This window comes from Mesorhizobium sp. M0771 (genome assembly GCF_040320155.1).
In the GTDB taxonomy this organism is placed as follows: Bacteria; Pseudomonadota; Alphaproteobacteria; order Rhizobiales; family Rhizobiaceae; genus Mesorhizobium.
Genome location: NZ_JAMYPC010000005.1, coordinates 125,579 through 151,172 on the forward strand (window position 1 = coordinate 125,579; position 25,594 = coordinate 151,172).

General features: G+C 61.6%; 28 protein-coding genes and 1 pseudogene. 7 read left to right on the top strand and 22 right to left on the bottom strand.

Annotated features, from left to right (window positions below; all coding sequences use genetic code 11):
• Positions 1-7: 7 nt before the first annotated feature.
• From lipA to eno, 11 genes are all read right to left on the bottom strand, one after another.
• Entirely contained in the window at positions 8-973 is a 966-nt protein-coding gene (gene lipA / locus NKI05_RS09770; protein WP_023745034.1) for a lipoyl synthase, read from the bottom strand.
• 127 nt (positions 974-1,100) lie between these two features.
• Positions 1,101-1,358: a GlsB/YeaQ/YmgE family stress response membrane protein gene (locus tag NKI05_RS09775; protein WP_023668920.1), complete on the bottom strand. Its 258-nt coding sequence runs from the start codon at positions 1,356-1,358 to the stop codon at positions 1,101-1,103.
• A gap of 102 nt (positions 1,359-1,460) precedes the next feature.
• Positions 1,461-2,909: a dihydrolipoyl dehydrogenase gene (lpdA, locus tag NKI05_RS09780; protein WP_023668919.1), complete on the bottom strand. Its 1,449-nt coding sequence runs from the start codon at positions 2,907-2,909 to the stop codon at positions 1,461-1,463.
• 21 nt (positions 2,910-2,930) lie between these two features.
• On the bottom strand, positions 2,931-3,572 hold the full coding sequence (locus NKI05_RS09785; RefSeq protein WP_023682555.1) for an SGNH/GDSL hydrolase family protein: 642 nt from the start codon (positions 3,570-3,572) through the stop codon (positions 2,931-2,933).
• Positions 3,569-3,988, bottom strand: a complete 420-nt coding sequence (locus tag NKI05_RS09790) for a hypothetical protein (protein WP_023668917.1) — start codon at positions 3,986-3,988, stop codon at positions 3,569-3,571. Before NKI05_RS09790 ends, NKI05_RS09785 begins: the two co-directional genes overlap by 4 nt.
• A gap of 14 nt (positions 3,989-4,002) precedes the next feature.
• On the bottom strand, positions 4,003-5,424 hold the full coding sequence (locus NKI05_RS09795; RefSeq protein ID WP_023816027.1) for a pyruvate dehydrogenase complex dihydrolipoamide acetyltransferase: 1,422 nt from the start codon (positions 5,422-5,424) through the stop codon (positions 4,003-4,005).
• Positions 5,425-5,426: 2 nt separating this feature from the next.
• Positions 5,427-5,732: a hypothetical protein gene (locus NKI05_RS09800; RefSeq protein ID WP_031205684.1), complete on the bottom strand. Its 306-nt coding sequence runs from the start codon at positions 5,730-5,732 to the stop codon at positions 5,427-5,429.
• Between the two features lie 26 nt (positions 5,733-5,758).
• Positions 5,759-7,180: a pyruvate dehydrogenase complex E1 component subunit beta gene (locus NKI05_RS09805; protein WP_023682558.1), complete on the bottom strand. Its 1,422-nt coding sequence runs from the start codon at positions 7,178-7,180 to the stop codon at positions 5,759-5,761.
• A 15-nt stretch (positions 7,181-7,195) separates the two neighbouring features.
• The gene (gene pdhA, locus NKI05_RS09810) at positions 7,196-8,242 is read right to left on the bottom strand and encodes a pyruvate dehydrogenase (acetyl-transferring) E1 component subunit alpha (RefSeq protein ID WP_023682559.1); all 1,047 of its coding nucleotides are present in this window, start codon (positions 8,240-8,242) and stop codon (positions 7,196-7,198) included.
• A 195-nt stretch (positions 8,243-8,437) separates the two neighbouring features.
• Positions 8,438-8,761: an FtsB family cell division protein gene (locus NKI05_RS09815; RefSeq protein WP_023688447.1), complete on the bottom strand. Its 324-nt coding sequence runs from the start codon at positions 8,759-8,761 to the stop codon at positions 8,438-8,440.
• Between the two features lie 138 nt (positions 8,762-8,899).
• A complete protein-coding gene (eno, locus tag NKI05_RS09820; RefSeq protein WP_023701745.1) occupies positions 8,900-10,174 on the bottom strand; it encodes a phosphopyruvate hydratase in 1,275 nt (424 codons plus the stop codon).
• Between the two features lie 186 nt (positions 10,175-10,360).
• Here eno and NKI05_RS09825 point away from each other — a divergent pair, with 186 nt between their 5' ends.
• Both NKI05_RS09825 and NKI05_RS09830 read left to right on the top strand, forming a co-directional pair.
• Positions 10,361-11,851: a glycoside hydrolase family 19 protein gene (locus NKI05_RS09825; RefSeq protein WP_196814916.1), complete on the top strand. Its 1,491-nt coding sequence runs from the start codon at positions 10,361-10,363 to the stop codon at positions 11,849-11,851.
• Positions 11,852-11,960: 109 nt separating this feature from the next.
• On the top strand, positions 11,961-12,083 hold the full coding sequence (locus tag NKI05_RS09830; protein WP_023816024.1) for a hypothetical protein: 123 nt from the start codon (positions 11,961-11,963) through the stop codon (positions 12,081-12,083).
• An 82-nt stretch (positions 12,084-12,165) separates the two neighbouring features.
• Here NKI05_RS09830 and NKI05_RS09835 read toward each other — a convergent pair whose 3' ends face one another.
• From NKI05_RS09835 to NKI05_RS09860, 6 genes are all read right to left on the bottom strand, one after another.
• A complete protein-coding gene (locus NKI05_RS09835) occupies positions 12,166-12,531 on the bottom strand; it encodes a PRC-barrel domain-containing protein (protein ID WP_023668909.1) in 366 nt (121 codons plus the stop codon).
• Positions 12,532-12,612: 81 nt separating this feature from the next.
• A complete protein-coding gene (locus NKI05_RS09840) occupies positions 12,613-12,816 on the bottom strand; it encodes a dodecin family protein (protein WP_023668908.1) in 204 nt (67 codons plus the stop codon).
• Between the two features lie 97 nt (positions 12,817-12,913).
• Complete coding sequence (gene kdsA / locus NKI05_RS09845) at positions 12,914-13,792, bottom strand: 3-deoxy-8-phosphooctulonate synthase (RefSeq protein ID WP_031196594.1); 879 nt, start codon at positions 13,790-13,792, stop codon at positions 12,914-12,916.
• Positions 13,789-14,661, bottom strand: coding sequence for a VOC family protein (locus NKI05_RS09850; RefSeq protein WP_023691274.1), 873 nt, complete (start codon positions 14,659-14,661; stop codon positions 13,789-13,791). Before NKI05_RS09850 ends, kdsA begins: the two co-directional genes overlap by 4 nt.
• A gap of 55 nt (positions 14,662-14,716) precedes the next feature.
• Positions 14,717-15,007, bottom strand: a complete 291-nt coding sequence (locus tag NKI05_RS09855) for a Dabb family protein (protein ID WP_023691273.1) — start codon at positions 15,005-15,007, stop codon at positions 14,717-14,719.
• Between the two features lie 114 nt (positions 15,008-15,121).
• The gene (locus NKI05_RS09860; protein WP_023688440.1) at positions 15,122-15,256 is read right to left on the bottom strand and encodes a hypothetical protein; all 135 of its coding nucleotides are present in this window, start codon (positions 15,254-15,256) and stop codon (positions 15,122-15,124) included.
• A 259-nt stretch (positions 15,257-15,515) separates the two neighbouring features.
• Between NKI05_RS09860 and NKI05_RS09865 the strand changes: the two genes are divergently transcribed.
• Positions 15,516-16,766 carry an SAM-dependent methyltransferase gene (locus tag NKI05_RS09865; RefSeq protein ID WP_023696084.1) on the top strand — a complete coding sequence of 417 codons (1,251 nt, stop codon included), beginning with the start codon at positions 15,516-15,518 and terminating at the stop codon, positions 16,764-16,766.
• Positions 16,767-16,826: 60 nt separating this feature from the next.
• On the opposite strand, the gene NKI05_RS09870 is transcribed toward NKI05_RS09865, so the two are convergent.
• Together NKI05_RS09870 and NKI05_RS09875 are read right to left on the bottom strand one after the other, a co-directional pair.
• Positions 16,827-18,806, bottom strand: coding sequence for a bifunctional 2',3'-cyclic-nucleotide 2'-phosphodiesterase/3'-nucleotidase (locus NKI05_RS09870; RefSeq protein ID WP_352792351.1), 1,980 nt, complete (start codon positions 18,804-18,806; stop codon positions 16,827-16,829).
• 142 nt (positions 18,807-18,948) lie between these two features.
• Positions 18,949-20,214 carry an NAD(P)/FAD-dependent oxidoreductase gene (locus NKI05_RS09875; RefSeq protein WP_023816023.1) on the bottom strand — a complete coding sequence of 422 codons (1,266 nt, stop codon included), beginning with the start codon at positions 20,212-20,214 and terminating at the stop codon, positions 18,949-18,951.
• A 179-nt stretch (positions 20,215-20,393) separates the two neighbouring features.
• On the opposite strand from NKI05_RS09875, the gene NKI05_RS09880 reads away from it, so the two are divergent.
• The gene (locus NKI05_RS09880) at positions 20,394-21,059 is read left to right on the top strand and encodes a 5-formyltetrahydrofolate cyclo-ligase (RefSeq protein ID WP_023816022.1); all 666 of its coding nucleotides are present in this window, start codon (positions 20,394-20,396) and stop codon (positions 21,057-21,059) included.
• A gap of 55 nt (positions 21,060-21,114) precedes the next feature.
• Here the strand turns inward: NKI05_RS09880 and NKI05_RS09885 are convergent, their stop codons facing one another.
• Complete coding sequence (locus NKI05_RS09885) at positions 21,115-21,387, bottom strand: hypothetical protein (RefSeq protein ID WP_031203541.1); 273 nt, start codon at positions 21,385-21,387, stop codon at positions 21,115-21,117.
• Positions 21,388-21,437: 50 nt separating this feature from the next.
• Positions 21,438-21,620: pseudogene (locus tag NKI05_RS09890) on the bottom strand (Lrp/AsnC ligand binding domain-containing protein); the annotation flags it as partial.
• Positions 21,621-21,794: 174 nt separating this feature from the next.
• On the opposite strand from NKI05_RS09890, the gene NKI05_RS09895 reads away from it, so the two are divergent.
• Positions 21,795-22,208, top strand: a complete 414-nt coding sequence (locus tag NKI05_RS09895; protein WP_155922397.1) for a hypothetical protein — start codon at positions 21,795-21,797, stop codon at positions 22,206-22,208.
• Here the strand turns inward: NKI05_RS09895 and NKI05_RS09900 are convergent.
• Positions 22,205-22,678, bottom strand: coding sequence for an Lrp/AsnC family transcriptional regulator (locus tag NKI05_RS09900; RefSeq protein WP_023668897.1), 474 nt, complete (start codon positions 22,676-22,678; stop codon positions 22,205-22,207). The genes NKI05_RS09895 and NKI05_RS09900 overlap by 4 nt on opposite strands.
• 155 nt (positions 22,679-22,833) lie before the next feature.
• On the opposite strand from NKI05_RS09900, the gene ald reads away from it, so the two are divergent.
• On the top strand, positions 22,834-23,949 hold the full coding sequence (gene ald / locus NKI05_RS09905; protein ID WP_023688436.1) for an alanine dehydrogenase: 1,116 nt from the start codon (positions 22,834-22,836) through the stop codon (positions 23,947-23,949).
• Positions 23,950-24,154: 205 nt separating this feature from the next.
• Positions 24,155-25,435 carry an outer membrane protein gene (locus NKI05_RS09910; RefSeq protein WP_031195686.1) on the top strand — a complete coding sequence of 427 codons (1,281 nt, stop codon included), beginning with the start codon at positions 24,155-24,157 and terminating at the stop codon, positions 25,433-25,435.
• Positions 25,436-25,594: the final 159 nt, after the last annotated feature.

Consider the following 25,594-nt stretch of genomic DNA (forward strand, 5'->3'; position numbering starts at 1 on the left):
GCAGGATTTAACTGGCTTTTTTGAGCTGCGCCTCACGCGCGGCCCGCAGCCTGGCGAAATCGTCGCCGGCGTGGTGCGAGGAGCGCGTCAGCGGGTTCGACGCCACCAGCAGGAAACCCTTGGTCTTGCCGATCGTCGCGAAGGAGCTGAATTCCTCCGGCGTGACGAAGCGGATCACCGGGTGGTGCTTCTTCGACGGCTGCAGATACTGGCCAATGGTCATGAAGTCGACATTGGCCGAGCGCAGGTCATCCATCAGCTGCAGGATCTCGTTGCGCTCTTCGCCGAGGCCGACCATGATGCCGGACTTGGTGAAGATCGACGGATCGAGCTCCTTGACCCGCTGCAACAGCCGGATCGAGTGGAAATAGCGAGCACCCGGCCGCACCGTCAGGTAGTTCGACGGCACGGTTTCGAGATTGTGGTTGAAGACATCGGGCTTGGCCGCCACGACGATCTCCAGCGCGCCCTCCTTGCGCAGGAAATCGGGCGTCAGGATTTCGATCGTGGTCAAGGGCGTCGCTGCTCGGATCGCCCGGATAACCTCGGCGAAATGCTGCGCGCCGCCATCGGCGAGATCGTCGCGGTCGACCGAGGTGATGACGACATGGGTCAGCCCCATCTGCTTGACGGCATGCGCGACACGCGCCGGCTCATCGGCATCGAGCGCGGTCGGAATGCCGGTGGCGACATTGCAGAAGGCGCAGGCGCGCGTGCAGATCTCGCCCATGATCATGAAGGTGGCGTGCTTCTTTTCCCAGCACTCGCCGATATTGGGGCAGCCGGCCTCTTCGCACACCGTGACCAGCTTGTGCGACTTCACGATCTCGCGGGTTTCGGCATAGCCCTTGGACATCGGCGCCTTGACGCGGATCCAGTCGGGTTTGCGCAGCACGTCCTGGTCGGGCTTGTGCGCCTTTTCGGGATGCCGCAGGCGCGGCGCGTTGGCGATCGTGTCGAGGACGGTGACCATCTCAAACCTGACTTGTTGGCGTCTGCCCGTCGGCATTCGCCCTCCTGACGTCATCTAGGACTTTTCGGTGCAAAGAAAAAGGCCGCGGCGGCGCATGCCGCCACAGCCTTTTTCGCATAGCGGTAGTCTAGCGGCGTATCAGCCGCCCGGCAAAGATCAGCAGGCAGGCGCCGATGAAGCCGGTGATCAGGTAGGCGAGCCAGCCGACACCGAAGGGTTCGATGTTGAGCGCCCTGAGAATTGCGTTCAGCACCACCGCGCCGACAATGCCCATAATGATGTTCATCAAGACGCCGGTATTGCTCTTCATGACCATCTCGGCCAGCCACCCGGCCAAACCGCCGATGATGATGGCCGCAATCCAGCCCACGCCATTCACGTCCATATGCCAACTCCTCCAGTGTCAGGTGAAAATGCATCCGGAAACGAACTGTCTTGCCGTAAGGTTCCTCCGGCGCATGCGTCTGAGTCTCGCGGCAGCAATTTATCACGCGTTGAGCGCACGGCCATAGGCATCGAGCACGCTTTCCTTCATCATCTCCGACAGCGTCGGATGCGGGAAGATGGTGTGCATCAGTTCTTCCTCGGTGGTCTCCAGGTTCATCGCCACGACAAAGCCCTGGATCAGCTCCGTCACCTCGGCGCCAACCATATGCGCGCCGAGCAGCTGGCCGGTCTTCTTGTCGAAGATGGTCTTGATGAAGCCCTGGTCCTCGCCAAGCGCGATCGCCTTGCCGTTGGCGCCGAACTGGAAACGGCCGACGCGGATGTCCTTGCCTTCGGCCTTCGCCTTGGCTTCGGTGAGCCCGACCGAGGCGACCTGCGGGTTGCAATAGGTGCAGCCCGGGATCTTCAGCTTGTCTGTCGCATGCACGCCGGGGAAATTGGCGATCTTCTCGATGCAGACCACGCCTTCATGCTCGGCCTTGTGGGCGAGCATCGGCGGTCCGGCGACATCGCCGATAGCGTAGATGCCGGGAACGTTGGTCTTGCCATAGCCGTCAATGACGACGCAGCCGCGATCGGTCTTCACGCCGAGCGTCTCGAGGCCGAGATTATCGATGTTGCCCTGCACGCCGACGGCCGAGATCATGCGGTCGGCGGTGATCTTCTCGACCTTGCCGTCCTTCATCTCGACATGGGCGGTGATCGAGTTGGCACCCTTCTCGACCTTGGTCACCTTGGCCTCGAGGATGATTTTCATACCCTGCTTCTCGAACTGCTTCTGCGCGAATTTCGAGACCTCGGCATCCTCGACCGGCATCACCGCCGGCAACAGCTCGACCACCGTCACCTCGGCGCCCATGGTGCGGTAGAAGGAGGCGAACTCGATGCCGATGGCGCCCGAACCCATGACCAGCAGCGACTTCGGCATCTCCTTCGGCACCATCGCCTCGAAATAGGTCCAGATCAGCTTGCCGTCCGGCTCGATGCCGGGCAGCGCGCGCGGCCGGGCGCCGGTGGCGAGAATAATGTGCTTGGCGGTGTAGGTCCCCTCGCCCTTGACGCCCTTGGGCACCGGCGGCTGCGGCTCCATCGGTTTCTTGGCCGTCTTGGAGACGACGATTTCACCCGGCTTGGAGAGCTTGGCCTCGCCCCAGATAACGTCGACCTTGTTCTTCTTCATCAGGAAGGCGACGCCGCCATTGAGCCTCAACGACACTTTGCGCGAGCGGTCGACGACAGCGGCCGTGTCGGCGCTGACCTTGCCGCCTTCGAGCTTCAGGCCGTAGTCCTTCAGATGATCGGAATAGTGCATGATCTCGGCCGAGCGCAGCAGCGCCTTGGTCGGGATGCAGCCCCAGTTGAGGCAGATGCCGCCGAGATGCTCGCGCTCGACGATCGCCGTCTTGAAGCCGAGCTGGGCGGAGCGCACCGCCGTGACATAGCCGCCGGGGCCTGAGCCGATGATTATGACGTCGTAGGATTCAGCCACGGGGTTTCTCCCTGATTTTCTCTAGAGTTCCAGCATCACACGCACCAATGGCGCCAATGCGTCACCTATATTGCGCGTGTTTTCGGCATCGAGATGGACCCCGTCGATCGGTGTGGTCTCGGCCACCGTGCCGGCATCGAAAAAGCCGCAGCCGGCCTCGTCGGCGAGCGCGGAATATTGCGGCGCCAGCCGCTTCGAGGCCTCGTCGCCGCCGGCAAACATTTCCTTGAATTCGGCATTGTCGGTGCGGCTGACCGCTGGTGGCGCGACGATCAGGATTTGCGGCGCGGCCCAGTCGAACGGATAATCGTGGCCGCGCACGATGTCGATCAGCCGCTGCACCCCCTGCTTGGCCGCGACCGGATTGCCGTGGATCCAGGGCTTCATGTCGTTGGCGCCAAGCATGATGATGATCAGGTCGAGCGGCGCATGGCTGGTCAGGATCGTCGGCAGCACCTTGGCGCCATTGCGGTCGGCACCAGCCAGGTGATCGTCGAAAGCCGTGGTGCGGCCGTTCAGACCTTCGGCAATGACTTCGATATCATCGTCGCCCAACGCCGCCTTGAGCACGCTCGGCCAGCGATCTTCCAGCGCATGACGCCCGAGGCTCGCCGCGTCATAGCCCCAGGTCAGGGAATCGCCGTAGCAGAGGATCGTCTTCATGCACCCGCACCCGCCTCCGCCCTAAGCCCGCGCCGCACGCGCCATCCCACGAACAGCCACTGCACGATAACCGTGGCGATGCTTGGCAAAAACAGACCGGCGACAACGGGGAGATCGCCCGACCACTGGGCTTTGCCAGGCGGCTGCGAGAAGGTCCAGGCAATCAGCCCGATTCCGGCCAGCACGAACAACGAAACCCCAACAAGCCCCGTCAGGTTTATCGCCCTTTGCGGGTTTGGCACGAACTGCGCGATGAAAAACGCCACGGTCGCAACGATGGTGACCAGCGCCGAAACCATGAAGACAAGGATGTATTCGGAATTCGCATTGGTGACGATTGCCAGCCACAGCGCCACCAGCCCGCCGGCCAGGCCGGAAAGGATCAGGGCGAAAAGGCTGGTGACGAATTTCCGCACAGCCTTTTTCCTTCCTAGACCAGCATGCCCATCGGATTTTCGATCATGCGCTTGAAGGCGACCAGAAGTTCGGCGCCGAGCGCACCGTCGACGGCGCGGTGATCGGTCGACAGCGTCACCGACATGATATTGGCGATTCTGATCTCGCCATTCTTGACCACCGGCCGCTGCTCGCCGGCACCCACCGCCAGGATCGTCGCATGCGGCGGGTTGATGACGGCGGCAAAGTCCTTGATGCCGAACATGCCGAGATTGGAGACAGCCGTCGTGCCGCCCTGATATTCCTCAGGCTTCAGCTTGCGGCTGCGCGCACGGCTCGCCAGATCCTTCATCTCGTTGGAGATAGTGGACAGCGTCTTTTCGTCGGCGTGGCGGATGATCGGCGTGATCAGGCCGCCGGGGATCGACACGGCAACGCCGACATCGGCGTGCTTGTGCTTGACCATGGCGCTTTCGGTCCACGACGCATTGGCATCCGGCACCGCCATCAGCGCCATCGCCATCGCCTTGATCACCATGTCGTTGACCGACAGCTTGTAGACGGGCACTTCGCCCTTGTCGGTCTTCTTCATCGGAGCCGCCGCATTGATCTGTGTGCGCAGCGCCAGCAGGGCATCGAGCTCGCAGTCGAGCGTCAGGTAGAAATGCGGGATGGTTGTCTTGGCCTCGACCAGGCGGCGCGCAATGGTCTTGCGCATATTGTCGTGCGGGACGAGCTCGTAGGACCCTTCGGCAAACAGCTTCAGCACCTGTTCGTCCGACATCGCCTTGGGTGCCGCAGCCGGAGCCGCAGGTGCCGGAGCGCCGGCAGGTGCGGCTTTCGCGGCCGGCGCGGCCTTGGCGCCACCGCCGGCGATCGCCGCCTCGACATCGGCCTTGACGACACGGCCATGCGGGCCGGTGCCACTCACGGCGGACACATCGACGCCGGCGTCTTTGGCTATGCGCCGCGCCAGCGGCGAGGCGAAAGTGCGCTCGCCTGACGATTGGCTGATCTCCCCCTTTGTGGGGGAGATGGCCGGCAGGCCAGAGGGGGGCGCGACAGACTGAGAGGTCGGCGGGACAGCGCCCCCCTCTGTCGACTTCGTCGACATCTCCCCCACGGGTGGGGAGATTGACGCCTTATCCTGTTTGGCATCGGCTTTCGCGGGCGCGGCATCGCCGCCGCCCTTTGCCGCCGCCCCTGCATCCTCGCCTTCGCCAGCCAGAATGGCGATCAGAGCATTGACCTTGACGCCTTCGGTGCCGGCCGGAACGACGAGCTTGGCAACCGTGCCCTCATCGACGGCCTCGACTTCCATCGTCGCCTTGTCGGTCTCGATCTCGGCGATCACGTCGCCCGGCGAAACCTTGTCGCCCTCCTTGACCAGCCACTTGGAAAGATTGCCCTCTTCCATCGTGGGCGAGAGTGCCGGCATGGTGATGTTGATTGGCATAGTTACTCTCCCTGCAAGCCAGCCGGGCTAACCACGGCAAGTTCTAGACGTTTGCCTTTGAATTCCTTGCCAATCGATCGGGCCAAGAAGAAATTCAAACAAAGGAATGATGCTACAAGCCCAAGGCATGCTCCCCCAACAGAGCTCAGTACCTGAATTGCCTCATGGCGAAGTCCAAAAAAACCGCCAATGAACCCAATGACGAACCCAACAATCGCGCCAGCAACAAATCCACAAGCGATACTAGACAGGAAGCTCTGCCAAAATAGAGACCATGCTATTCTCCTCACATCTGCCATCGTCGCCATTTCTGCCTCCCCCGCAAGAAAGACCGTCAGCGATACGTGACGGCTTTGACCGCCTCTATGACCTCGCCGACATTGGGCAAAGCCAGCTTTTCGAGGTTCGCCGCATAAGGCATCGGCACGTCCTTGCCGGCGATGGTGATGACCGGCGCGTCGAGGAAATCGAAGGCGCGCTGCGAAACCTGGTTGGCGATGTGGTCGCCGACCGAGTTCTGCGGGAAACCTTCTTCCACCACGATCAGGCGGTTGGTCTTTTTCACGGAGGCAATGACGGTGTCGAGGTCGAGCGGGCGGATGGTCCGGAGATCGATGATCTCGGCATCGATGCCCATGCCGCGCAGTTCGGCTTCCGCCTTGATGGCATAGGTCATGCCGATGCCGAACGAGACGATGGTGACGTCCTTGCCCTGCTTGTGAATGCGCGCCTTGCCGATCGGCAGCACGAAATCATCGAGCTTCGGCACGTCGAAGGACTGGCCGTAGAGGATTTCGTTTTCAAGGAAGATGACCGGGTTCGGATCGCGGATCGCCGCCTTGAGCAGGCCCTTGGCGTCGGCAGCCGTGTACGGCATCACCACCTTCAGGCCGGGAATATGGCTGTACCAGGCGGCATAGCACTGCGAATGCTGGGCGCCGACGCGGGCGGCCGCACCGTTCGGTCCGCGGAACACGATCGGTGCGCCCATCTGGCCGCCCGACATATAGAGCGTCTTGGCCGCGGAGTTGATGATCTGGTCGATCGCCTGCATGGCGAAGTTGAAGGTCATGAACTCGACGATCGGCTTCAGGCCGGCCATCGCCGCACCGACGCCGACGCCGGCAAAGCCGTGCTCGGTGATCGGCGTGTCGACGACGCGGCGCGGCCCGAATTCCTGCAGCAGCCCTTGCGTGATCTTGTAGGCGCCCTGGTATTCCGCGACCTCCTCGCCCATGACGAAGACATCGCCGTCGCGGCGCATTTCTTCAGCCATGGCATCGCGGAGCGCTTCGCGCACCGTGGTCGAGACCATCTCGGTGCCGGCGGGAATATCCGGATCGGCGGCAGGTTTGGCCGCCGGAGCGGCGGGAACTGCCTTCGGAGCCTCGCCGGCATCCTGGGGAGCCGCTTTTGTACCTTCCTCGGCTGCATCGGTCCGCTGACCGCCAGCAGAAACGGCATCCTGGGTGGAGGCAGGCTTGCCGCTCTTTTCGACATCGCCTGCACTTTCACCGTCCTGCAGCAACACGGCGATCACCGCGTTGACCTTGACGCCTTCGGTGCCGGCGGGAACCACGATCTTGCCGATCGTGCCTTCATCGACGGCTTCGACTTCCATCGTCGCCTTGTCGGTTTCGATCTCGGCGATGACATCGCCGGCGACGACCTTGTCGCCCTCGTTCTTCAACCATTTGGAAAGATTGCCCTCTTCCATGGTCGGCGAGAGAGCGGGCATGAGAATTTCGATCGGCATGTCCTTGCCCTCCCGTTACAATACGATGTCGGTCCAGAGCTCGGACGGATCCGGCTCTGCGTCGTGCTGGGCAAATTCGGCGGCGTCGGCGACGATGTCGCGGACTTCCTTGTCGATGTTCTTGAGTTCGTCCTCGGTCGCCCACTTCTTGGCCGTCAGCCGCGCCTTGACCTGCTCGATCGGATCATGATCCGAGCGCATCTTCTGCACTTCTTCCTTGGAGCGGTATTTCGCGGGATCCGACATCGAGTGACCGCGATAGCGATAGGTCTGCATCTCGAGGATGATCGGACCGTTGCCGGCACGGCACCATTCGGTCGCCTGATCGCCGGCGGATTTGACCGCACGCACATCCATGCCGTCGACCTGAATGCCGGGAATCTTGAACGAGGCGCCGCGATGCGAAAAATTGGTTTCGGCCGACGAGCGCGACACCGAAGTGCCCATGGCGTAGCGGTTGTTCTCGATGATGTAGATCACCGGCAGCTTCCACAGCGAGGCCATGTTGAAGCTTTCATAGACCTGACCCTGGTTGGCAGCGCCATCGCCGAAATAAGTCAGCGACACATTGTTGTTGTCGCGGTAGCGGTTGGCGAAGGCGAGACCGGTGCCGAGCGAGACCTGCGCGCCGACAATGCCGTGGCCGCCGTAAAAATGCTTCTCCTTGGAGAACATGTGCATGGAGCCGCCCTTGCCCCTCGACAGGCCACCACGGCGTCCGGTCAGCTCTGCCATGACGCCGCGCGGGGAAAGTTCCATCGCCAGCATGTGGCCATGGTCGCGATAGGCGGTGATCATCTGGTCGCCGTTGATCAGCGACATCTTCATGCCGGTGACGACCGCTTCCTGGCCGATATAGAGGTGGCAGAAGCCGCCGATAAAGCCCATGCCGTAGAGCTGGCCGGCCTTTTCCTCGAAGCGGCGGATAAGCAGCATGTGCCGGTAGGCGGCAAGCTCCTCGTCCTTGGTGAAGTCAGCCGGCTTGGGGGCGGAAAGCCCCGTTGATTTGGCGGACGTCGATTTAACGGATTTGGCAGGCGCTTTTTTGGCGGCGGTGGCCATGCATCACTCCCTGTTGGCGTCTCTTTGCGGACACTAAAGCAGACCATGTCTGCTCCGGGGAGGATCAGCTCCTCCCCACCGATTGGAGGGAAGCTAACATGCGAGACCGCGTTTCGCCATGCAGAAAAATGCATGGCTGGCATGCGCCTAAACGCCCAGAATCATTAGAGATAACAGCGATTAACTGAAACTTGGTTATTTCGAATTGGCCGGCAGCATGATGGTGATTTCATCGGGCTGGGACAGATTGAGCGCCCGGCGTGCCTGCTCGTCGAGCATATCCTTTTCAAGCGTACCCTCATGCATCAGCTGGACACGCCGCTCCAGATCGACCCGGCGCGCCTTGATGGCATCGTACTTGGCCTGCAATTCGATGGTCTGCGCTTCGAGCTGATATTTGGAATTGATGCCGAACTCGCCATGATAGGCATGGAAGCCGAAATAGGCCAGGAACGCCACGCAAAGGGACGGGATGATCAGCCGGCCGGTGTTTCTCTGCTTGTGCTGGCGTGTCCACATGGTCGCAATCCTTTGACCGCCATTTGTCGCTCGATTGTGCTTAATGGACGGTTACGGACAGGTGCATTAGCCAGCGGCCGCAACGAAAAAGGGCGGGAAAATCCCGCCCTTCCATCGTTTTCGCCAGTTCGGCAGAATTTAGGCTTTGACCACCGACTTGCCAGCGTAGCGCGCCTGCTTGCCGAGCTCTTCCTCGATGCGGATCAGCTGGTTGTACTTGGCCATGCGATCCGAGCGCGACAGCGAACCGGTCTTGATCTGCCCGCAATTGGTGGCGACGGCGAGGTCGGCGATGGTCGAATCCTCGGTTTCGCCCGAACGGTGCGACATGACTGCGGTGTAGCCTGCCTTGTGCGCGGTCTCGACAGCGTCGAGCGTTTCGGTGAGCGAGCCGATCTGGTTGACCTTGACCAGGATCGAATTGGCGACACCCATGCGGATGCCGTCGCGCAGCCGCGCCGTGTTGGTGACGAAGAGGTCGTCGCCAACCAGCTGCGTCTTGTTGCCGATCAGGTCGGTCAGGTACTTCCAGCCCTCCCAGTCGTCCTCGGCCAGGCCGTCCTCGATCGAGATGATCGGATAGTCGGCGGCAAGCTTGGCCAGGTACTTGGCCTGCGCCTTGGGATCGCGGGTCCTCTTCTCGCCCTCATAGACGTAATTGCCGTCCTTGAAGAATTCGGTCGCCGCACAGTCGAGACCAAGCGCGATCTCCTCGCCCGGCTTGAAGCCGGCCTTCTCGATCGATTCCATGATGAAATCGAGCGCCACCGGCGCACTCTTCAGATTGGGCGCGAAGCCGCCTTCGTCGCCGACATTGGTGTTGTGGCCGGCATCCTTGAGCTTCTTGCGCAGCGTGTGGAAGATTTCCGAGCCCCAGCGCACGCCTTCGCGCAGCGTCGGCGCGCCGACCGGCAGGATCATGAATTCCTGGAAATCGATCGGATTGTCGGCATGCGCGCCGCCATTGATGATGTTCATCATGGGCACCGGCAGCAAATGCGCCTTGGTGCCGCCGACATAGCGGTAGAGCGGCAGGCCGGCGGCTTCCGCCGCGGCCTTGGCGACCGCCAGCGAGACGCCGAGGATGGCGTTGGCGCCGAGCCGGCTCTTGTTGGGCGTGCCGTCGAGCTCGATCATGGTCTGGTCGATGTGGATCTGGTTTTCGGCTTCCAAGCCGCCGATCGCCTCGAACAGCTCGCCATTGACGGCCTCGACCGCCTTGAGCACGCCCTTGCCGAGATAGCGGGCGCCACCGTCGCGCAGTTCGACGGCCTCATGCGCGCCGGTCGACGCGCCCGACGGCACCGCGGCGCGGCCCATCGAGCCGTCTTCGAGGACGACGTCGACCTCGACGGTCGGATTTCCACGGCTGTCCAGGATTTCACGCCCGACAATGTCGATGATGGCGGTCATTGCGATGTCCCCGATTGATCGATTGAAAGCGTCGCGCCCCTCTTAGCCAAAGTGCCGCAAAAGGCAATCAGGAATGGCATGAAATAATGGTGACAGTCGCCCCATGCGCTCAGGCCGTGGGGCATGGGCGACGCCATCTGAACGCAAACAGCCCGCCCTGACGTCATATGTCTGGCGCGGCATGGGGTGGGTGCCCCGCCCCTGCGGCAATGCCTTTGTCACGAAACCAGGCGGCACACAAACTCCACCCGATGCTTCAAAAGAGGCTACCGCCAACGTGACAAACTTCACAATGCAGAGAATTCGAAGATGTTAGGGTCACATCTACAACGCGAACTATTTGGCGACCACAGTGAAATCAACAAACTTGAACTCTTTGGGGAGGCGGCAATGGCAGCGATTTCAGGTACTGGCTGGGAACTTCTTATTAGTCGCCAAGTCGAGCATACGAGGGGCACCAGACGCAGGACAGTTGGTACCTATAAAGTCTTTCACAACGGCACGGCAGTAACGGGTCTATCGGGGTTCGTGTGTGAATCTCGCGGCCCAGGCGACAATTCCAAAGAAGACAATGGCAGGCGCATCGAGCCCGGCACCTATCCACTGGCGACGCAGGCCGGAGGCAAATATGTGACCATCGGCTACACTGGCGGCAAGACGCCACCCAAACCTGGACTCGAACTGCTGAAGACCAACAAGCGCACCGAAATCCTGATCCATCCGGGCGTCAATTTCCTGTCCAGCGTCGGGTGCATCAATCCGACGAAGAAGGTGAGCGGTCCGCTTTCCGACATGGATTTCACGGAGAGCCGGACACGCGTAATCGCCCTCATCGACGATCTGAAAACCTTTGCCGGCGGTGGCTTCCCGAAAAGCAACGGCAAGCGAATTCCCAATGCTTCGGTGGTCGTCGAAGGCGAACCGGTGCTCTCGACCGAGAGTGTCGAGAGCGTGCTCGAAGCCGTTGCGGGCGATCCGAACAAGGGTTTGCCAGCAGCGGTCTTCCAGAAATTCGCGCCGAGACCGGCAAGCGGTTCCAAGCGAACAATCTATGACGGTTACATCGGCGCCTTTACCTCCGACAAAGGCCTCAAGACACTTGGCGATCATGGCGTGTGCAACAACTATGATCGGCTGATGCATTTCTTCGCTCAAGCGGCGATGGAAACCGGTGGCTTCACCCTCATTCGCGAATCCCTGACCTACACGACCGTGGCGGCAATCCGGAACGCATGGAGGTCGCGAGCCGCGGGCAAGACGGATCAGTGGATCAAGGACAACCTGCTGCGCAAGCCGCAAGCCCTGGGCGACTGGGCCTATGGCGGCCGCATGGGCAATGTGAAGGGAACGTTGGACGGCTTCAATTTCCGCGGCGGCGGCACGTTCCAGACCACCGGGCGCGACGCGTACACGGCCAAGGGCAAGCTCGCCAAGGTTGACCTCGCCAATCATCCTGAACTGATCGAGGATCCGCAGACTTCGCTGCTCGCAGCTTGCGCCGAATGGAAAGGGTCAGGCTGCAATGCCTTTGCCGATGCCGGCCTGATCAAAAAGATCTCGCGCGCGATCAACGTCGGCAACGCCAATTCCGCCACGCAGGCCAATGGCGAAGCGGATCGGATCGCCTGGCACGAAAAGATTTTCAAGGCGGTGAAGAATGCCGGACTCCTCGGCTGAGCATGCCTCGGATCACGTTCGACAACACCACGTCATCATAATTCAGAGATAACAATCTCTGTGTCGACTAGGATGGTGATGCGCGGGGCGAAACAGGAGGAGTTTCGCCATGTCCGAGTTGAGCGGTATCGTGAGTTTGTTCCTGATCGCGGCGGCGTTCCTGACGTCCTGCGATACGCAGCAGCCGCCCACGGCGGCGACGCAGCTGTCCACGCTTCATGCAGCAGAATAATTTAGAAACTGTCGGGTTGCACTGAAAAGGCCCCCGTTTCGGAATTCGGGGGCCTTTTCACGTCAGGCGTCAGCGCAGCTGATCAATGCCAATACGGCGTGACCTTGTAGTAATCATAGGAAGCGTCACGTGCGGCCTCGCCATCGGCGCCGGCCAGTTCATTGATCGAATAGGCGGGTGCTGCCTTCAGCTGCTCCTTCGAGAACGGCACGACATAGCCGCCCTTGTCCTCGTCATAGTCGAGGCTCGCCCACGGAATGGCGTGATACTTCTCGCCAATGCCGAGAAATCCACCGAACCCGATAACCGCGAACATGATGCCGTTCGACGTCTTGTCGAGCATGATGTCCTCGATGCTGCCGATGCTCGTGCCCTCGGTGTTGTAGACCGACGTGCCGATGACGCGCGAAGCGGCGATTGCTTCGGTGTGGCCTGTTTGGGTGGTCATGGCTGATGCTCCTCATGTCATTGATCTATACTTTGACAATGAGGGGCGCGGGCGAAAGTTCCCGTTTTTTCGAGCGGGCGGTTACTCCGCGAGGATGAACGTCACCTTCATGTTGACGCGATACGCCGCGATCCTGCCGTCCTCGACGACGATCTTCTGGTCCTGGATCCAAGCGCCTTCGACGTTCTTCAGGGTTTTGGATGCGCGCTCAATCCCCTTCTCGATGGCGTCCTGAAAGCTCTTTTTCGACGACGACGTGATTTCGGTGACGCGGGCGACGGACATGGCTTCCTCCTGCCAAGACGCTCATTTGCAGGAGCGAGCCTACAGCCGGCTTATGCCTTCCACAAGCAGGGCAGCGCGCGCGCCATAGCCGAAACCATCAGCCTCGGTTCAGGTCAGCAGCATTCTTGGCGATGCGGTCGAATGCCATCAGTCTTTCGAGCAGCGCCGGCATGTCCTTCAGCGGCAGCATGTTGGGCCCGTCGGAGGAGGTCGAATTGTCGGGATCCTGGTGGGTCTCTATGAACACGCCGGCGACGCCGACGGCAACGGCAGCCCGCGCCAGCGTCTCGACAAAGCGGCGCTCACCACCGGAGGAACCGCCCTGCCCGCCCGGCTGCTGCACCGAATGGGTGGCGTCGAAAATCACCGGCGCGCCGATCTCGGCCATCACAGGCAAAGCCCGCATGTCCGACACCAGCGTGTTGTAGCCGAAAGACGCGCCGCGCTCGGTGGTCAGCACATTGAGGTTGCCCGAACCGGTGATCTTGGCCACCACGTTCTTCATGTCCCAAGGCGCCAGGAATTGCCCCTTCTTGACGTTGATCACCTTGCCGGTCTTGGCGGCGGCGACCAGCATGTCGGTCTGGCGCGACAGGAAGGCCGGAATCTGCAGCACATCGACATGGTGTGCGACGATCGCGCACTGCTCCTCGGTGTGGACATCGGTCAGAATGGGAAGCGAAAACGCCTTGCGCAACTCGTCGAACACCGGAAGCGCCGCGTCCATGCCGGCGCCGCGCGTTGCCGACAGCGAGGTGCGGTTGGCCTTGTCGTAGCTGGTCTTGTAGACGAGGCCGATGCCGAGCTTGCCGGTCAGTTCCTTCAGCGCGCCGGCCATGTCGAAAGCGTGCTGGCGCGATTCGAACTGGCACGGGCCGGCGATCAACGCCAAGGGCCCGCTGTTGTCGAAGACGACGTTGCCGACGGTTACTGACGAATTCGGCGCCAGCGAATTGGGCCCTTGCGGCTTGCTCATGGGGTCTCCCGGAAGATGAAAGCCGCGCCCTGTCCGGATGCCGGCTGCACGACGATTTCGTTGCCCGCTATATCGTGCCCGACGGCGTTGTCTGCAAGCAGCCTCGCGACAGCGCCGACACTGCGGGCCGAAAAGACGATCGCGGCGAAGCGAAGGTCCGTCGGCGCGCCAGCCGACATGCCGAAGCGCTCAGCGAAAGCCGCGGGCTTGAGAACGCTCAAACGCGCGTTCGCCAGGTCGAACGCCGTGCTGCTCCTCTGCCTCGAACCCGTCGCTGTCTCGATCAGGTGGCGCTTTTCGGATGGCACGCCGCTGACCGCGACGATTTCGGCAATGCCGGTCACGCCGTTGGCATGGGCCTGCAGTGCCGTACGGTCGATTTGAGGGGCGTTGATCCGCTCGCAAGCGAACAGAAAGGCGTCCATCGTCTCGGCGCCGGCGGCGAAAGCCAGTTTGAACGAGGCCATGTCGCTCTTTCCGGCCGTGTCGGTGAAGGCGCGGGAAAAGCTCAGTACGTCTCCCGCCGACAGGCCGGCTTTGATAAAGCGCGCATGGTCCGCATCGGCATCGTCGGTGGCCAGCACCACGGCGGAAAAGCCCTCATCGCCCAGCCTGGCGCGATAGAGCCGGTCGCGCGCGACAAAGACATTGCCGCCGGCGATCGCACTCGCTGCCAGCTGTTCGTTCCCAACCGCCAGCGGTTCGAGATAGGTGCCGTCGGCAAGGAAGACGCAGCAATTTTCGGTGCCGAAGGGATGAATGCCGGTTGGCGCGACGATGAAGCCAAGCGATGTCAGCCGCGCCCGCGCCACGGCGAGGCTCGCCGTCGGCAGCACCAGATGGTCAAGCGGATGGGTCGTGCTGGTCATGCCGGCGCGGTGTGCATCATTCCCGAAATTGGTTCAAGGCCTCTTGCCGGCCCGATCAGGCCGTCGCCACGATATCGGCCGAATAGCGCAATTCGCGCAAGGGTTTGACCCGGCTGGTCGTCTCGGCATAGAGCGGGTGCGCCTTGTATGCGGCAAGCGCGGCATCATCCTCGAACTCGGCATAGACGACCACGTCGATCGCATCCGACAGCGGATCGACCTTGCTGTTGAGCGTCACCTCGAAGAGGCTTGAATGCGGGATCTTGCCCAGTGTGAGCAAGCCTGTGCGCACGGCCTCGACATCGTCCTTGCGCCGCGCGCTGAAGAAAACGATATGCCGGATCACGCCTGCCTCCACGTTCGATTTCCAGCATGTTTTGTGTGAGCGGGACCGTCGCGTCAACCGCCACGATGTCGCGCCCGGCAATGCCGGCAGGCGACTTTGCAGAGGCGCAAAAAGCTAGGCTTTGCCGGTGACGTAGCGCACGACGCGCGACATCTCCCTGACCGTCGTGTCGAGATAGCGGCCCTGATTGTAGAGGCCGTCCCAGATCAGGAAAAAGGCGATGGCGACGATGACGATGACATAACGCATGGCTGAAACTAACGTATGTGGCTGTTCCTAACCATAGCGATTTCGCCGGCGGTCGCTCGCCCTCACCGATTCTGGCCCCAGGCACGCCACCTGGGCCAGTGCCGGGCACGGCTTGCCTCTTGAAGTTCCGGTCGATGCGGTGGAAGATTGTGGCGAAAATTTAAGCAGGCTACGGCGTTCGCGCCTGGCGAATGAAAGTGGAGGATGTGGAGGCCGGCAGATCTTGCGCCGCCCCCGCGGAAGTCCAGGGGGGTGTGAGATGGCTGTCAGGGAATACAAAGGCATCGGCGACGCCATCAGGCTGGACGAACTCAATTTCGCCGAGATCGTCAAGGGCCTGCCGGCCAAGGCGCGCATGGTGCTGTCGGCGGCGATGAAATTGCCGCGCGGTTCGCTGAAGGTGAGGATGCCGGATGGCCGGGCGGTGCTTGTCGGCGGCAACGGACCCGGGCCGGATGCCGAGCTGGTGTTGAAGAACTGGCGCCTGCCCGGCCGTGCCTTTTCCGGCGGCACCATCGGCGTTGCCGAATCCTACATGGACGGCGACTGGGAAAGCCCTGATGTAACCAGCTTCCTGGAACTGTTCGTCGTCAACTCGGCCGTTGGCGAACGCATTGCCGGCGGCGCCAGCTGGCTCATCAACACGGTCCAGCGCATCCGCCACTGGTTCAACGAAAACACCCGCACAGGCTCGAAGCGCAACATCTCGGCGCATTACGATCTCGGCAACGCCTTCTACAAGCAATGGCTCGATCCCAGCATGACCTATTCGTCGGCGCTCTATGCGACCGGCGCCAACGACCTGGAAAGCGCTCAGGCCGCCAAATACCGCGCGCTGGCCAAGGATACGGGTATCGGCAAGAAGGACCATGTGCTCGAGATCGGCTGCGGCTGGGGCGGTTTTGCCGAATTTGCCGCGCGCGAGATCGGCTGCCGCGTCACCGGCCTGACCATCAGCCGCGAACAGCACGATTTCGCCAAGGCGCGCATCCAGAAGGCGGGACTGTCTGACAAGGTCGACATCAAGCTGCAGGATTACCGAGACGAAACGGGCACTTACGACCGCATCGCCTCGATCGAGATGTTCGAGGCGGTCGGCGAAAAATATTGGCCGGTATTTTTCGGCAAGATGAAGGCATGCCTGAGGCCCGGCGGCACCGCCGGCCTGCAGATCATCACCATCAACGAGGCCGCTTACGACACCTATCGGGCGCGGCCGGATTTCATCCAGCGCTATGTCTTCCCAGGTGGCATGCTGCCGACGCCGTCGATCCTGAAGACGCTGGGCAGCGACCATGGCCTTGCCCATCTGCGCGAGCGCGTCTTTCCGGACGACTATGCCCGCACGCTTGCCGAATGGCGCAACCGTTTCTGGGCGTCGTGGGAAAAGATCGTCCCGCTCGGCTTCGACGACCGCTTCAAGAAGCTTTGGGAATTTTATCTCCACTATTGCGAAGCCGGCTTTAGAGCCAGCTACATCGACGTGCGCCAAGTGGTCTACAAAGCCTGATCCGAAGCGTGATTGAGCGGGCGTATGCCCGCTCGTTTTCTCTGTTAGCTGCACGTTGCCTCAAAGCAGGATGCGATACTTCGCAAACCCGGATTCGCCCTCGCCGGCCGGCTCGATCTTGAGCGATTTCACCCCAGATATGAAATCCTTCGCTTTGGGGCCGGTCTCGAACACGACGCTGGTGCCGGGCAGCGGCGTGAACGACCAATTGTCGTCGGCCGAGGGGTTGATCGTGCCTTCGCTGACGACGTAGCGCACGATCACGTCGCGGTTGGTGTCCGGCGCCTCGTAGATGATCTTCGAGGCATTGATGTCGGGGAAATTGCCGCCACCGCCGGCGCGGTAATTGTTGGTGGCGACGACGAATTTCGCTGCCGGATCAATCGGCTTGCCGTCGAAGCTGAGGCCGACGATGCGGTTCGAGCCGGCATTGGCGACGCCACCCTTGGCATCGTATTTCGGCAGCTGCGACAGGTCTATTCCGTAGCTGACGCCATCGATCACATCGAAATTGTAGGACGGGAATTCGGTGTCGATGAGCGCCTGGTCGGCTTTGCCCGGCTCGATCTTCCTGAAAATGCCGGCCGACATTTCCAGCCATTCCTTCACTTGCGCGCCGGTGATTTCGACGGCACGAACCGTGTTCGGATAGAGATAGAGGTCGGCGACGTTCTTGATGGCGATGTCGCCCACCGGCACGTCGGTATAGTAGTCGGCGCCGTTGCGCCCGCCGGCCTTGAAGGGCGCCGCCGCCGACAGCAGCGGCACGTTCTTCCACTGCGTGCTTTTTAATATGTCCTTGAGGTACCAGCTCTGCGCCTGGTTGACGATCTGCACCGACGGATCGTCGGCGACCAGCGCGAAATAGGAATAGAGCGGCGCCGAGGTCTTGCCGACCGGTCGGCGGACATAGGCAAGTGTCGCCTCATGGTCCGCCTTCAGCGCATCGACGACGCGCTGGTCGTCCGCCACCGTCGGCTTGTTTGCCTTGTCGACGCGCTCGTAGATCGGCCTTGCCTCAGATGTGGCCGAGGCTACGCGCCATTTCGATCCGTCCCGTTCCAGAAGCAGATCGATCAGTCCCATATGCGAGCCCCAGAAACCGCCCATCACGGCGGGCTTGCCCTGCAGCGTGCCTTTCTCGGTGTCGACGCCATCGAGCGCCTGAAAATCCTTCTTGCCGGGGAAGACCAAATGCTGATGGCCGGTGAACACCGCATCGATGCCTTCGACGCCGGCGACGAAGAAGGAGGCGTTCTCCATGCCGTCGCCCTGCTTGATATCGATGCCGGAATGCGAGAGCGCGATGACGATGTCGGCGCCCTCCTCCTTGATCTGCGGCACCCATGCCCTGGCCGCCTCGACGATGTCGCGCGTCCTGACATTGCCTTCCAGGTTCTTCAGGTCCCAGACCATGATCTGCGGCGGCACGAAGCCGATGATGCCGATCTTGATCGGCTGCTCGACGCCCGACCCGTCCTTGATCTTCTTGTCGAGGATGACATAGGGCTTGAGGTAGAGCTTGTCGTCGCGCGGGTTGGCGGCAAGCTCGGTGCCGCGGATCAGATTGGCGCAGACGAAGGGGAAATTGGCTCCGGCCAGCACCTTGTCGAGGAACGACAGGCCGTAATTGAACTCGTGATTGCCGAGCGTCGAGCATTCATAGCCCAGCAGGTTCATGCCCTTCATGATCGGATGCAGATCGCCTTCCTTGAGGCCCTTTTCATAGGCGATGTAATCGCCCATCGGATTGCCCTGCAAAAGATCGCCATTGTCGATCAGCATCGCATTGGTGGCTTCCTTGCGCACCGCCGCGATCAGTGAGGCCGTCCGCGACAGGCCCATCGTGTCGTTGGCTTTGTCTGCGTAGTAGTCGTAAGGCAGCACATTCACATGGATGTCGGTGGTCTCCATGATCCTCAGATGCGCCTGATTGGCCTGCGCGCGGGCGGAAAACGGATGGAGCATGATCAGCGCCCCGCTGGCGGCCGTACCGGCAAGAAAACTACGGCGGGAGACGGGGTAATTGAGATGCGGCATTGGTTTTCCTTCCCAGCGACGTGACAAGATCCCAGCCCCGAGCGGAAGCTTCGCGCCGAAAACCGGCCATGTCCATCGGGAAGTCAGTCGATCAGCTAAAGGTGACGGCTGGATGAATATCCTTTGGCCGCGGTTGAGAACCTCAGCCCTTGTTATCATCGCCCTGGGTGATCAGCCGCGCGCTGCGCTGGCCGGTGAAATAGATCCATAGCCAGCTAAGCGACACCGACAGCCGGTTGCGGAAGCCGATCAGGAAGTAGATATGCGCCACGCCCCACAGCCACCAGGCGAGCCATCCCGTGAGCTTGATCGAGCCGAAATCGATCGCGGCTGCCCACTTGCCGATCGTCGCCAGGTCGCCGGCATGTTTGTAGCGGAAAGGGCGAGGCGCGCCATCGCCGGCCAGCCGCGCCCTGATCGTCGCGGCAACATGCTTGCCCTCCTGCTTGGCGGAGGGCGCCACGCCTGGCACCGGCTTGCCGTCCGGCCGCAAGACATGCGCTGTGTCGCCGATGACGAAGATCTCCGGACTGTTCGGCACGGTCAGATCGGGCTCGACCATAACCCTGCCCGCCCGGTCCACCGGCGCGCCCAGCCACTCTCCCGCGGGCGAAGCCGCTACGCCGGCGGCCCACAGGATGGTTCGCGCCGGCAGATGCGTATCGCCAAAGACGACGCCTTCGGCATCGAGGCGCGTGACGGCGCGGCCAAGCTCGACCGTGACGCCCCGCCGCTCCAGCGCCTTGCGGGCATAGTCGGACAGCTTTGGCGCGAAATTGGCTAGGATCCTGTCTCCGGCCTCGACCAGCACCACACGCGCCTCACGCGTGTCGATGTTGCGGAATTCGCCGCGCAGCGTTTCATGCGCGAGTTCCACAATGGTGCCGGCAAGCTCCACGCCGGTCGGGCCGCCGCCGACGATGACCAGTGTCAGCAGTGCCTGGCGCTTGGCCGGATCGGTCTCGCGCTCGGCCTGCTCGAAGGCGAGCAGGATGCGCCGGCGAATGGTGGTTGCGTCTTCAAGCGTCTTCAGCCCGGGCGCGAAAGGCTCCCATTCGTCGTGGCCGAAATAAGCATGACGCGCGCCGGTGGCGAGCACCAGCGTGTCGTAGGGAACAGAACTGCCGTCCTCAAGCAGCACGCGTTTGCCTGGACGGTCGACGCCGGTGACGTTGCCGAGCAGGGTCGTCACGTCCTCGCGCTTGCGCAGCAGATGACGGATCGGCCAGGCGACTTCCGAGGTCGCCAGCGAGGTGGTCGCCACCTGGTAGAGCAGCGGCTGGAAAAGGTGATGGTTGCGCTTGTCGATCATGGTGATGCGCACGGGTGCGCCGGCCAGCGCCCGGGTGAGTTCGAGACCGCCGAACCCTGCGCCGACGACAACGACATGATGGCTGGTTTCACTCATCGCATTCACCCCTGTTTGTCTCCCTTTATCTAGTGATTTTTGTGCACCGCAACAATGTCGGGGCGAGCTAGATTGCCGCTTAAGGCTGCCCAGGACTCGTCGCCGGATGTCGCGAATGCCTATGTCGGCAAGCATGGACGGGTATAGCCTTGCAGGGGCTGGAACCACGGGAGTGAAGCATGGCCAACGACGATGACAAAGATGGCAAAGGGCGGGCGCAATATTCTTCGCCACCTTGCTTCATGCACGAACTCGATCCGGAATTTCGCGCGCCATTGACCGACTGGACCGATGTGCGCCGTTGGCGCAAGGCCGAGCGCGAGCGTCTGATCGCGGCACGGTTGGCGGTTTCCGCCGATGCGCGGGTGGCGATGTCGCGGGCTATCGCCGAAGGGCTCGACGCGGCAATCGGCGACATTGCCGGCCGCATGGTCAGCCTCTATTGGCCGTTTCGCGGCGAGCCGGACCTGCGGCCGTGGATGGCGTCGATCAACGAACGCGGCGGCCGCACGGCGCTGCCCATCGTGATCGAGAAAGGCCAGCCGCTGATCTTCCGCGCTTATGTGCCCGGCGACCGGCTGGAAAAAGGCATCTGGAACATCCCGATCCCGGCCGAAGGCGAGCCGGTGCTGCCCGACATCGTCATCTCGCCGATCGTCGGCATCGACCCGCGAAACTACCGCCTGGGCTATGGCGGTGGCTTCTTCGACCGCACGCTGGCTGCCATGCCGTTCAAGCCATTGGTCATCGGCGTCGGCTACGAACTGCAGCGCATCCCCACCATCTACCCGCAGCCGCACGACATCCCGATGGACCAACTGGTGACCGAGGTATTAAAAGCCTAGCGTGATGAGATTCAGAGACCCTCCGTGTGATCGCACATATTCATAAATATCACGCTTAGAAAAGATCGCCGTTGGTGTCATTCCCAGGCAACTGAGGAATATCCGCCTTACCGGCATCTTTATACTCGGCCAACAAACGAATGCGGCGATACACACTGAACAGAATTTTCAGAAAGACAAGCGGATCTCCGGTGCGCGCGTGTAGCGCACCTGCAGACGGAAGCTCAATCAATCGGGCCATGTCATTGGCACTGTCGGCGATTATCTTCACCTCTTCAGCGGCTTTTCTAGTATCCACTTTATTTGTTTTAAGCACAATTCCGTGCACTCCGCTACTCAGCTCCTAAGCCTCTCCGCTTCTTCTCCATCGCCGCGCGATCAACAATCGCGCAAGGCAAAGGACGAACTGATCTTCATCACGTGCGGCATAACAGACAGCCACTTCTTGTGGATGCGTTGATAGCCCACGAGGTGCTTCGCCGCGATGCGCAGGATGTAGTCGTATTCACCCGACATCAGGTGGCAGGACAGCACATTTGGGCAGCACTTTATCGCCGCATCGAGGCCGGTTGACCGCCGTGTAGCAACACAAATGTTACGTGACAAAAATCCGACGTGGTCGATAAATACTCTTTAAGGGAACCATGCTGCAGCGAACCGCTTCGACATGCGCTTCGGGCGGATCCAACAGTGTCGAGCCGCTCTTGAATTGGCTGCTTCGCAACGGGTGGCGAGATGATCGGACGAACCATAGCAATTACCCTCGCAATTGCGTTTTCCCTTTCGCCTTTGCATGCGCAACCACGGCATCGTTTGCCGAGCGGCTACAAATGGGGCCGCTGCCTGCTTGTTGTTGGCGGTCAGACCCGCATATCCGGAAGGTGCTCTTATCAAATCGAGCAGGGCGGCGATTTCAATATCCAGGGACCGAAGCAAGTTTTTGCAGGGATCGACTATCCTGATCCGCATAGTGGCGCTGGTGAAATGTCTAAAGATTACTGGGCGGATGTCTACAAGGACGGTGATGTCTGGGCGGGCTATGCAAACTCCGACATTCGCGCCACCCACGGTGATGAACGCTGGGAAGAACTTCGCCGCGAAGGCGCATGCTATATCGGGAAGGACGTCCGAGTATGTTTGTGGCGTTAAGCCAGTTCCGGCTTCATTCCCATGGCGGTCCGATCGACGATCTCGCGCAGGGCAAAGGATGAGTTGATCTTGGTCACATGCGGCATCGCCGACAGCCACTCCTTGTGGATGCGCTCATAGTCGACCAGATCCTTGGCGGCGATGCGCAGGATATAGTCGTATTCGCCCGACATCAGGTGGCACGACAGCACATTCGGGCAGCGCTTGATCGCCGCCTCGAAATCCGACAGCGTCTTTTCGAACTGTCCCGACAGCGATATGTGCACGATCGCCGTCATCTGGTGACCGAGCGCTGCATTCGAAAGCCGGGCGTGATAGCCGCGGATGGTGCCGGATTTCTCCAGATTGTCGAGCCGGCGCGAACAGGCCGACTGCGACAGGCCGACCCTTTCGGCGAGCGCCGCATTGGGTATGCGGCCATCCTTCTGCAGTGCCTCGAGAATGGCGATATCGATCCTGTCGAGCGGCATTTCTCGTGATTCCTGCGAAATTTCCTTGATTTCGCGCAACGATTATCGAAACGCGTGACCCCGCGCAAGCGCATTCGCAAACACCTGCGCAACGATTTGTGGTTCACTCGGTTGATACAGGGAACGAGCCCGAAGGGCCGGATCAGGAGAAGACTATGCGCGTCGGTTGCCCCAAGGAAATCAAGAACCACGAATACCGCGTCGGCCTGACGCCGGGCTCCGTCCGCGAATATGTCGCGCATGGTCATGAAGTGCTGGTCGAAAGCGGCGCCGGCGCCGGCATCGGCGCCGATGACAATGCCTACCGCGCCGCCGGCGCCACCATCGCCAGGACCGCCGCCGACGTGTTCGCCAAGTCCGACATGATCGTCAAGGTCAAGGAGCCGCAGCCCAACGAATGGGCGCAGCTGCGCGACGGCCAGATCCTCTACACCTATCTGCACCTGGCCCCGGATCCGGAGCAGACCAAGGGCCTGCTCGCGTCCGGCGTCACCGCAATCGCCTATGAGACCGTAACCGACGACCGCGGCGGCCTGCCGCTCTTGGCGCCGATGTCGGAAGTTGCCGGCCGCCTGTCGATCCAGGCCGGCGCGACCGCGCTGCAGAAGGCCAATGGTGGCCGCGGCGTGCTGCTCGGCGGCGTGCCCGGCGTGCTGCCCGGCAAGGTCACCGTGCTCGGCGGCGGCGTCGTCGGCCTGCATGCCGCCCGCATGGCGGTCGGCCTCGGCGCCGACGTCACCATCATCGACCGCTCGATCCCGCGCCTGCGCCAGCTGGACGACCTCTTTACCGGCCGCGTCCACACCCGCTACTCCACAGTCGAGGCGCTTGAGGAAGAATGCTTCTCGGCCGACATCGTCGTCGGCGCCGTGCTCATCCCGGGTGCTGCTGCACCCAAGCTGGTGACCCGCGAAATGCTGTCGGGCATGAAGAAGGGCTCGGTGCTGGTCGACGTCGCTATCGACCAGGGCGGCTGCTTCGAGACTTCGCACGCCACCACCCATGCCGAGCCGACCTATGAGGTCGACGGCGTGATCCATTACTGCGTCGCCAACATGCCGGGCGCCGTGCCGGTGACCTCGGCGCACGCGCTCAACAACGCGACGCTGCATTATGGCCTGCAGCTGGCCGACAAGGGCCTGAAGGCGCTGGTCGACGACCACCATTTGCGCAACGGCCTCAATGTCCACAGGGGCAAGATCACCAATCGCGCCGTGGCCGAAGCACTCGGCTATGAGCTGGTCGAACCGAAAGTGGTTCTGGCTGCCTGACCTGACCTGGCATTTTGCCTCCCTTACCCGCCGGTTGTACCGGCGGGTTTTTCTTGGCTACAAGACCGCAAAACGCCCGCTCCAGGGCAAGGTGCAGCCCCTCTCGACAGCGCTTTTGCCTGTCGATGTGACATTTTTGTCATTCCAATATTAACGAGCATCCTGTTAGAACACGGACGGGTTTGTTCTATGCTAAGGGGCTAAAATGTTTATTTCTGCTAAATCCGTTCTTCTCGGCGCCGTTTCGGCAATGGCTTTGATATCGGTAGCGCATGCCGCCGACGTTGTGCAGCCGGTGGAAGAACCTGCCGGTTTCAACTGGAGCGGCGCCTATGTCGGCATCGGCGGCGGCTTCGGCGCCACCGTGCACCGCATCAGCGTCGACCCGTTTCTCGACTTCAATGGCATCGGCGGCAACGGCGTGTTTGGCGAAGTGACCGCCGGCTACGACTACATGGTCTCTGAACGCTTCCTGCTCGGCGGCTTCATCGACGCCAACATCGGGAATATCGGTCCGTCGATCAGCCTTCCGGGCGCTGATATCGACCTGACGAACGCTTATGGCTTCGACGTCGGCTTGCGCGCCGGCTATCTCTTGAACCCCAGTACGCTCGGCTATGTGCTCGGCGGCTACACTTGGAACCATTTCAAGCTCGAGGGTTCGGGCTTTGCCGACGGTCTTGATTTCACGGAGAACCGTGGCGGCTATGTCGTCGGCGTTGGCATGGAAACCGTGCTGCGCGGCAACTGGACGATTAAGACCGAGTACCGCTACGCCAACTATGGCGACGACTCGGTGGCTGACCTCGGCATTATCGGCGGCCCGGGAACCTCTCTGGATGTCGAGCCGTCCAGCCACACCTTCCACATCGCGGCCAATTACCGCTTCGGCGCCCAGAATGGCGGCGGGGCCTCGTTTGCTGCTCCGACCTACAACTGGACCGGCTTCTATGTCGGCGGCGCGCTTGGCGCCGGCACCGTGGTGCATGACCTGACGCTCGCCAGCGCCCTCGAATTGGATGGCATCGGCGGCGAAGGCGTGTTCGGCGAGGCGAGCATCGGTTACGACCATGATTTCGGCGGCTGGGTCGCCGGCGTTCTGGTCGACGCCCGCTATTCCGGCATACGCTCGAAGCTGGACATTCCGGGTGGGTCGATCAAGGGCGATGCCGACTATGGCTTCGATGCCCTGGCCCGCATCGGCGCCAAGGTCAACGAATCGACGCTGGCCTATGTCCTCGGCGGTTACAGCTGGCAGCATTTCGACCTGCATGCCTCCTCGCCCGTTGGCGACATCGTCGACTGGGGATCGAGCGGCTTCTCGGTCGGTGGCGGCCTGGAAACGGCCGTTTCCAGCAACATGACGCTTGGTCTCGAATACCGCTATTCGCAGTATGAGAAAGAAGATTTCGGCTCGGGCGGCTTCCTCACCGACGAGCCTTCCTTCCAGACCGTTCGCGTCGGCGCGAAGTATAAATTCAACTAAACGCCGCACACACACACGGCGAAGGCCCGTCGGTCAATTCCGGCGGGCTTTTTCTTTGCGCAAAATTCCTGGCGCCGGAATTGAACAGGCTGGCGGACATCAAAAAAGCGGAGCCAAAGCCCCGCTTCCTCGGTCATCGAGATCCCCGCCGGTTCATCC